Raw genomic sequence first — 8,734 nt, forward strand, 5'->3', positions numbered from 1 at the left:
GCGCACGCTTTTAATAAAAATTATGACAGTTTCTCGCCCGTTGCAACGGGATGGATATACTCTCAGTAGCACAATTTTTGCCGTGTACATGTAAGTGAGCTGATTAAAAATGAAACTTTTTTACAGAATATGACATTAATTAGAAAAAAATTATCCGTTTGCCTGTTTTTTGTACGAATACAAATTGTGATTTTAGTCTATATAAATCATGAGTTTATGGATATTTTTGCGATTGCCTTACCACTTATTGGTTAATTCCTTTTGGGTAACTGATCTGGGTCAATTTTTTTCACACACTGAAATAATATACTCAGTTCCGAAAGCAATTTACTAAGAACGCTGTTGGCAACCGAGTGATGACACAGTGAAATTAATAAAAAGTTTTTAATATTTATTATTTTAGGAGATCCACCATGCCTGTAACTAACTTAGCTGAACTAGATGCTCTAGTAGCACGCGTTAAAGCAGCACAAGAAGAGTTCGCAACTTTCTCTCAAGAAAAAGTAGATGCAATCTTCCGCGCAGCTTCTCTTGCAGCTAACCATGCTCGTATCCCGCTAGCTCAACAAGCGGTAGCAGAATCTGGAATGGGTATTGTTGAAGATAAGGTAATCAAAAACCACTTCGCGTCAGAATTCATCTACAACAAATACAAAGACGAAAAAACTTGTGGCATCTTAGAAGAAGATGACAACCTAGGTACAATGACTATCGCAGAACCTGTAGGTATCATCTGTGGTATCGTACCAACAACTAACCCAACTTCTACTGCGATCTTTAAGTCTCTTATCTCACTTAAAACTCGTAACGGCATCATCTTTTCTCCACACCCACGTGCGAAGAACTCTACAAACGATGCAGCGAAACTTGTACTAGACGCAGCAGTAGCAGCGGGTGCTCCAAAAGACATCATCGGTTGGATCGACCAACCATCTGTTGAGCTTTCAAACGCTCTTATGAAGCACGACGGTATCGCACTTATCCTTGCAACTGGTGGTCCAGGCATGGTTAAAGCAGCATACTCTTCTGGTAAGCCAGCCATCGGTGTAGGTGCAGGTAACGTTCCTGTAGTTATCGATGAAACAGCTGACATCAAACGTGCTGTAGCTTCTATTCTTATGTCTAAGACTTTCGATAACGGCGTAGTATGTGCTTCTGAGCAAGCAGCTATCGTAGTTAGCGAAGTATACGATGAAGTAAAAGAGCGTTTCGCTTCTCACAAAGCTCACGTTCTATCTAAAGCTGACGCTGACAAAGTACGTAAAGTACTTCTAATCGACGGTAACCTAAACGCGAAAATCGTAGGCCAACCTGCTCCAGCAATCGCTGAAATGGCTGGTGTTAAAGTTCCTGCAGACACTAAAGTGCTTGTTGGTGAAGGTCTAGGTAAAGTTTCTTACGATGACGAATTCGCTCACGAGAAACTATCTCCAACTCTAGGTCTATTCCGTGCTGACAACTTCGAAGACGCAGTTGCTCAAGCGGTAACTATGGTTGAAATCGGTGGTATCGGTCACACATCTGGTCTTTACACTAACCAAGACGTTAACGCAGACCGCATCCGTTACTTCGGTGACAAGATGAAGACTGCACGTATCCTTGTAAACATCCCAACTACTCACGGTGGTATCGGTGACCTTTACAACTTTAACGTAGCACCGTCTCTAACTCTTGGTTGTGGTTCTTGGGGTGGTAACTCTATCTCTGAGAACGTAGGTCCTAAGCACCTTATCAACAAGAAAACTGTAGCTAAGCGAGCTGAAAACATGTTGTGGCACAAACTACCTAAGTCTATCTACTTCCGTCGTGGTAGCCTTCCAATCGCAATGAGCGACCTAGAAGGTAAGAAACGCGCATTCCTAGTAACTGACCGTTTCCTATTCAACAACGGTTACGCTGATGAAGTAGTTAAACTGCTTAAAGAGCAAGGCATCGAAGTTCAAACATTCTTCGACGTAGAAGCGGATCCGACACTATCTGTTGTTGAGAAAGGTGCAGAAGCAATGAAGAGCTTCCAACCTGACGTAATCCTAGCTCTAGGTGGTGGTTCACCGATGGATGCTGCGAAGATCATGTGGGTTATGTACGAGCACCCAGAAACTCACTTCGAAGAACTAGCAATGCGCTTTATGGATATCCGTAAACGTATCTACAAGTTCCCTAAAATGGGTAAGAAAGCTGAGCTTGTATGTATCACTACAACTTCAGGTACTGGTTCAGAAGTTACTCCATTCGCGGTTGTTACTGACGACAAGACTGGTGCTAAGTACCCACTAGCTGACTACGAAATCACGCCAAACATGGCTATCGTTGATGCTAACCTAGTAATGAACATGCCTAAGTCTCTAACAGCATTCGGCGGTTACGATGCAGTAACTCACGCTCTAGAAGCTTACGTATCTGTTCTTGCTAACGAATACTCTGATGGTCAAGCTCTACAAGCACTTAAGATGCTTAAAGAGTACCTACCATCAAGCTACGCGAACGGTGCAAACGACCCAATCGCTCGTGAGAAAGTACACAACGCAGCAACTATCGCTGGTGTAGCATTTGCGAACGCATTCCTAGGTGTTTGTCACTCTATGGCGCACAAGATTGGTGCTGAGTTCCACCTACCACACGGTCTGGCGAACGCACTACTAATCTCTAACGTGGTACGTTACAACGCGAACGATAACCCAACTAAGCAGACTGCATTCTCTCAGTACGACCGTCCACAAGCACGTCGTCGTTACGCTGAAGTTGCTGACCACCTAGGCCTAAGCCAAGCTGGTGACCGTACTGCTCAGAAGATTGAACGTCTACTAGCATGGCTAGACGAGCTGAAAGGCGACCTAGACATTCCTAAGTCAATCAAAGAAGCGGGTGTTTCTGAAGCTGACTTCGTAGCTAAGCTTGATGAGCTAGCGGTAGAAGCGTTCGATGACCAATGTACTGGTGCGAACCCACGTTACCCACTAATCACTGAGCTTAAAGACGTACTACTAGCGTCTTACCATGGCCAAGCTTACGTTGAAGGTGAAACTTTCGAAGGTACTACTGTAATCCTTAAGAAAGCTGACCAAAAACCAGCAGAAGCTAAAGCGCCAAAAGCTAAAAAAGAAAAAGCTGACGCTTAATTAGATTCAGTTTTGAGATAGATTTTCGCTAGCACGTTAATCTACAATCGGGAAAAGAACAAAGCCCCAGTCGATAGACTGGGGCTTTTTTTGATCTTTGATTATGCCAATACCGATTGGAGAGAAGATTAAACCTCGGCCGCGACTACTCGTCCGCTAAAGTAGTCGTTGGATATGATGTATTCCGCGGTTCGGGTTAGTTCATCTTGAAGCTGAGCCCAGTGACATTTATTGAGTTTGCCATCGGCATTATGGATAGCTGGAATCACACCGCCAACACGAATGTTGAAAGGGGTCAGTTCTTTGGCCCAACTATGGGTGAAGCCGGTGATCATTGAATTAGCACTCTCTAAGCCTGACATGTCTTTAAAGTCATCGTGGGATATTACATTAACAATCACCCCTTGTTTGTTGGCTTGACGTAGTCTATCGACACTTGCTTGTCCGAACGAGAAAAGGGTTGAGGCCATCGCTGACAGATTATCTATAAAGCAACTAACGGGTTGTGTACCAGTGAGCGTTGGCATCGGGGTACTGACCCAGTTATTGACTAGTACGTCGGGAGTTGTGCCAAACGTAAGCTGAATGAAGTCAAAAACCTTGAGAATGGTTTGACTGTCATAGCGCTCTATCGGGTAGCTATAGACCGACGTCGAATAGCGAGAACAAAGTTGGTAGGTTTCATCTAGGCTAGCACTGTCAATATCGCAAAGAATCACGGTCGCACCCAGATTCACAAAATGATTTGCGATGGTTCCTCCGAGTTGTGACCCTGCAGATGTCACCAATATGATAGAGCTTTTAATTTCCATTCCTAGACCTAAATGAGTAGTAGTGGTTAGGTAAGGATGGGTTAAAAAATGTACGATCGGTGTGAATTAGTTCAAAGTAAGCGGCGAAAATACAGAACTTTATATGAACTTAGTGTCAGCTCACACTTTGGGGGTACTGGTGTGAAATCTATCACGCTTATTTATGGATTGTAGGGTTAAACCTGTGCCTGAATATGGAATTTACGCTGAGCGGTGGTTAGCTCGTTGTACAAAGTTGCATGTGGCAGTTCGGCTGGTGGTTGCTTGGCAAGTTTGCGGCGCTCATGTGTAGAAAGATTGTGGTAAACCTCTTCAGGGAAGTCATGTGTTTCTTCGGGCATGAAAGCCAATGCTTCTGGGGTTAGGTAATGATTCAGCTTGGCGCTAGGGAGTCCGGCTTGATGAAAGCCTTGCGACTGTTTTGCTGAGATCTCATATGAAGATTGGTTCGAGCGTAAAGGCTGCGGCTCTGCGACACCAAATTGTTGGCGCAATTTACTTTCTGTTGTCTCTTCTACTGACAAAACATCCAGAGGCGTGTTATCACGAACATCATCGGAAAACATAGACAGCAGCAACGCGAAATCGGCACGGCGACCTTGTTCAACCGCTTGGTTGATTCCAGTCCCGAACTTGAGTTCGTTAATAATGACGTTATTGTCGAGTGTGTTTACTTGCATGGTGCCTCTCTTTGGATACACCTATAACGGCAAGCTTGGTTCAAACTTTAGTGTTTAAATCGATTAAGTAATTGATTGGTTTTATTTTAATCAGGAGGAGAGAGGAAATGTCAAAAACAAAAAAGCCCACGCATGCGTGAGCTTTTATCAGAATCAGCTAAGTGCTAATTATTTAGCTAGGTTCGCTGCAACGAATTCCCAGTTAACTAGAGCCCAGAAAGCGTTCATGTAGTCTGGACGTACGTTACGGAAATCGATGTAGTAAGCGTGTTCCCATAGGTCAACAGTTAGAAGTGGAGTAACACCTTCTTCTGTTAGAGGAGTCGCTGCGTTAGACGTGTTAACGATCTCTAGAGAACCGTCAGCGTTCTTAACAAGCCAAGTCCAAGAAGAACCGAAGTTGTTGATTGCTGAATCAGTGAATTTTGCTTTGAACTCTTCGAAAGAGCCAAATGAAGCGTTGATTGCGTCTGCAACTGCACCTGTTGGTTCGCCGCCAGCTTTAGGAGCTAGACAGTGCCAGTAGAAAGTGTGGTTCCAGATTTGAGCTGCGTTGTTGAATACGCCACCAGTAGAAGTCTTGATGATCTCTTCTAGTGTTTTACCTTCGAACTCAGTACCAGGGATAAGACCGTTTAGCTTAACAACGTAAGTGTTGTGGTGCTTACCGTGGTGGAAATCTAGAGTCTCTGCAGAGATGTGTGGTTCTAGTGCGTCTTTCGCGTAAGGTAGAGCTGGTAGTTCAAATGCCATTGCTCAATTCTCCATTGATATGAAAGAGTTACCTCTTTCGATTGCTTCCAGTGTTATTTATTATTCATAGCTTACTTTTTGCAGGCTACGGTCAATTTGCTGACTTGCGATATAGTTTAGCAAGTTTTTACTTTATTAAAAGCACATTTGTGTGATTTTCTATGAAATCTTACTCTAACTCTTTAACCATTTTTTTTATATGGTTTTTATTCTTGGGGTTTGGGGTAGAATAAACGCAATATAGCCGTAATCCATTAACGAGGAAGCAATGGAAACTATCGATAAAATCAAACAGCAAATTGAAGAAAATGCCATTCTACTTTACATGAAAGGTTCTCCTAAACTACCAAGCTGTGGTTTTTCTTCTCAAGCATCTCAAGCGCTAATGGCATGTGGTGAAAAGTTTGCTTACGTGGACATCCTACAAAACCCTGACATTCGTGCTGAGCTACCAGCTTACGCACAGTGGCCAACATTCCCACAACTTTGGGTTGAAGGTGAGCTGATCGGTGGCTGTGACATCATTCTAGAGATGTTCCAAAAAGGCGAACTTCAGCCTCTTATCAAAGAAGCTGCAGCGAAAGTTGCTGGCGACGAAGCATAAGAGCTGAGCTTTTAGCGACACTCAATGAAAAAAGGGGCCGTTGGGCTCCTTTTTTATTGGTATAAGGGAAATGCAATGAATGTAAAACTTCACTATGTCCACGATCCAATGTGCAGTTGGTGTTGGGGATACAAGCCGACATTAAAACTTCTTAAGCAGCAGTTGCCTGCAAGCATCGAGTTTAACTACGTGGTTGGTGGCCTTGCTCCTGATTCTGATGAGCCTATGTCAGATGAGATGAAGCAAAAGCTGCAAGCGATTTGGAAACAGATTGAAGCAAAACTTGGTACTGAGTTTAACCACGAATTTTGGACTGAGTGCAAACCAGTACGCAGTACTTACCCTGCTTGCCGTGCTGTCATTGCTGCTGGATTCCAGGACCACTATGAAGAGATGTTAGAAGCGATTCAACATGCTTATTATCTGCGCGCGATGTTGCCACATAGTGTTGAAACTCATCTCCAGTTAGCCAAAGAGCTTGGAATGAATGTGCAGCAGTTTGAAAACGATCTTTCAGGTAAGCTATTGGAAGGCGAGTTAGACGACCAGTTGAGCTTCAAAGAGGCGATGGGGGTTTACTCTTACCCAACGTTAATGCTTGAAGTCGATGGCATTTTCACAGAGGTCGAGCTGGACTACCTTTCCACTGAAGCGACGCTTAAGTCGATTAGAGAAATCATCCTAAAGAACACGCCCGCCTAGTTTTGTGAGAGTTTGCAGCATAGCGCAATCCAATACAGAGTGCTTGGCGAACGTGTTTAGTAGCTCGATAAAGGTTTACTCATATGAGTAAACCTTTGATTGTGGCTCCCTTGAGAGGGTATGACGTATCTGATTCAGCTCCTGTTTGAATTGCGTAGAAACAGCTTCAACCTCCTGCAGATAAAGAAGCATTTGCGATTCTGCAGAAGATACCTTTAACGCTTGCAAAGCCAGTTCACTAGCGAGCGATTCAATGTCAGCAAGTGGCGTTGCGAGAGCGTCACAAGCGACCATTTTAGCTGCACCTTTCACTCGATGAGCGGTTGTTTTAAGAGACTTAAATCTCTGCTCTTCCCACAATTGAGTGATTGCCCGCCAATCTTCAATAAAGGTAGTTTCAAACTCTTCGAGTAGTGACATTGCCACATCGGCATCTCCAAATAGTTCATTCAATGCCTTAAAGTCTATGACGCTGCTAGTGTTGTCATCTGTGTTGTCAGCGCCTGCAATATCTTCATTTATTGGTGGCCTTGATGTTTCGAAACCATCCTCGATATCTTGAAACAATGCAGAAAAGTCATCGGTATCTTGTGATGAAAACGCTGTTTGCTCTGGGTGCTCTTTCGACTCCTCGTTTGAAATATCATTAAGTGAAGGCAGCCATCTCTCTAAAGTCAGTATCATCTGTTTGATAGAGACAGGTTTGACTAAGAAGTCGTCCATGCCATGCGCGTAGCAGTTCTCATCCTCCCCCTGAACGGCATTGGCAGTCAGTGCTACGATAGGGAGTCGATAGTCAGCCAATGTGTTGAGCTGATGAGAATCATCAACGTTAATGTTGTTTAAGCGGTGCGCAGTAAAGCTCTCTCCCACGCTGCGTAACGTCGAAACGTCTTGTTCATTTAACTCGGATCCCGGCATTTTTTTGAGTAGCTCGCGATGCATTTCATCAGATTGGGCTTCCAGTTGGCGAATGCTGGCTGAGAGAGTATAGCCGTCCATTTCTGGCATGTGACAGTCGGTTAAAAGCAGCCCATAACGCTTCTCTTTAAGTGCATTCAGGGCGAGCAAGCCGTTGTCTACGATATCGGCATGAACTCCGATGTTTGCTAGTTGTTTGGCGATCACTTGTTGGTTTATTGGGTGATCTTCTGCGACCAGTATTAATCGCCCGTTTCTTTCTGCTTGTTCACGGCTCTCTTGCATGAAGCGTGAAGTCGCCTCGTTAGTTGTTTGTAATGGCATGCAGTCGTGGCTAACAGGTTTGGTGAGTACGTGTACTAGGTTATCAGGTAGAAGTGGATTGACAGATAGGCACCATGAACTGCCGAGTGGCTCTGGAGAGAGCATTGGACTTTGATTGATGATGGTAAAGCTTGTTGTCTGGGCATGTTCCTTTATCCATGCATCGGTAATAGCAAGTTGTTGCCAGACTGACATGGCGACGAAGATGTGCTTTGGCTTGTTCTGAACTACTGATTCTTGGAGTAGGTCTTTCTGGTTGATGTGCAGAACTTTCGGCTTTAAATCAAGATGCTTGAGGTAGCGACACAGCTCTTCTTGCTGTAAGAAGAAGCCGACAATATAAACTTCGGAAGAGGAGTTGGCGATAAGGCTTGGGTTCTGTTGTTGCTCATCGAGAAAAGCGGGCAGTGCCAATGGATATCTCGCTTCATCACCTGATGGACTACTGATGGGTAGAGATATTGTGACGGTGAAATCACTCCCTTTCCCCTCATCGCTATCTAATGTCAGTATTCCCTCCATCTGCTCGATTAACTTAGTGGCGATAGAAAGCCCAAGACCAGTGCCTCCGAATCGACGGCTGGTGGTTTTATCAACCTGCTCGAATGGTTGGAAAAGGGCATCTTGTTTATCCTTGGGAATGCCAATACCAGTATCTGATACAGTTAAGCTGATCTTTTGTTGATGTTGAGTGCTTTCTATAACATTAACATGCAGTGAGATCGTGCCGTGTTCGGTGAATTTAATTGCATTATTGAGGAAGTTGTTCAGAATTTGATGCAGCCTTATATCATCAGCATAGAGCCATTGTGCGAGTGC

7 protein-coding genes are annotated in these 8,734 nt (G+C 44.2%); 3 read left to right on the forward strand and 4 right to left on the reverse strand.

What is annotated here, in order from left to right:
- Positions 1 to 413 precede the first annotated feature (413 nt).
- Complete coding sequence (adhE, locus tag AC6R05_RS04105) at positions 414 to 3,119, forward strand: bifunctional acetaldehyde-CoA/alcohol dehydrogenase (RefSeq protein ID WP_032551979.1); 2,706 nt, start codon at positions 414 to 416, stop codon at positions 3,117 to 3,119.
- A 128-nt stretch (positions 3,120 to 3,247) separates the two neighbouring features.
- On the opposite strand, the gene AC6R05_RS04110 is transcribed toward adhE, so the two are convergent.
- From AC6R05_RS04110 to sodB, 3 genes are all read right to left on the reverse strand, one after another.
- Positions 3,248 to 3,931 (reverse strand): SDR family oxidoreductase, encoded by a 684-nt coding sequence (locus AC6R05_RS04110; RefSeq protein WP_500646641.1) that lies wholly within the window; start codon positions 3,929 to 3,931, stop codon positions 3,248 to 3,250.
- Between the two features lie 176 nt (positions 3,932 to 4,107).
- Positions 4,108 to 4,611, reverse strand: coding sequence for a VC2046/SO_2500 family protein (locus tag AC6R05_RS04115; RefSeq protein ID WP_500646642.1), 504 nt, complete (start codon positions 4,609 to 4,611; stop codon positions 4,108 to 4,110).
- 168 nt (positions 4,612 to 4,779) lie between these two features.
- The gene (gene sodB / locus AC6R05_RS04120; protein WP_032551982.1) at positions 4,780 to 5,364 is read right to left on the reverse strand and encodes a superoxide dismutase [Fe]; all 585 of its coding nucleotides are present in this window, start codon (positions 5,362 to 5,364) and stop codon (positions 4,780 to 4,782) included.
- 268 nt (positions 5,365 to 5,632) lie between these two features.
- Between sodB and AC6R05_RS04125 the strand changes: the two genes are divergently transcribed.
- Positions 5,633 to 5,968 carry a Grx4 family monothiol glutaredoxin gene (locus tag AC6R05_RS04125; protein ID WP_032551983.1) on the forward strand — a complete coding sequence of 112 codons (336 nt, stop codon included), beginning with the start codon at positions 5,633 to 5,635 and terminating at the stop codon, positions 5,966 to 5,968.
- Positions 5,969 to 6,043: 75 nt separating this feature from the next.
- Positions 6,044 to 6,670: a DsbA family protein gene (locus tag AC6R05_RS04130; protein WP_152469059.1), complete on the forward strand. Its 627-nt coding sequence runs from the start codon at positions 6,044 to 6,046 to the stop codon at positions 6,668 to 6,670.
- Positions 6,671 to 6,745: 75 nt separating this feature from the next.
- On the opposite strand, the gene AC6R05_RS04135 is transcribed toward AC6R05_RS04130, so the two are convergent.
- Positions 6,746 to 8,734, reverse strand: a 1,989-nt coding sequence (locus AC6R05_RS04135) for a hybrid sensor histidine kinase/response regulator (protein ID WP_500646643.1), incomplete at its 5' end; no start/stop codon positions are given.

The sequence above is a fragment of the Vibrio sp. R11-SG3-ISO9 genome (assembly GCF_059834255.1).

Coding starts and splice junctions, on each gene's coding strand:
- adhE (WP_032551979.1), top strand. CDS start 414: ATGCCTGTAACTAACTTAGCTGAACTAGATGCTCTAGTAGCACGCGTT.
- AC6R05_RS04115 (WP_500646642.1), bottom strand. CDS start 4,611: ATGCAAGTAAACACACTCGACAATAACGTCATTATTAACGAACTCAAG.
- AC6R05_RS04125 (WP_032551983.1), top strand. CDS start 5,633: ATGGAAACTATCGATAAAATCAAACAGCAAATTGAAGAAAATGCCATT.
- sodB (WP_032551982.1), bottom strand. CDS start 5,364: ATGGCATTTGAACTACCAGCTCTACCTTACGCGAAAGACGCACTAGAA.
- AC6R05_RS04130 (WP_152469059.1), top strand. CDS start 6,044: ATGAATGTAAAACTTCACTATGTCCACGATCCAATGTGCAGTTGGTGT.
- AC6R05_RS04110 (WP_500646641.1), bottom strand. CDS start 3,931: ATGGAAATTAAAAGCTCTATCATATTGGTGACATCTGCAGGGTCACAA.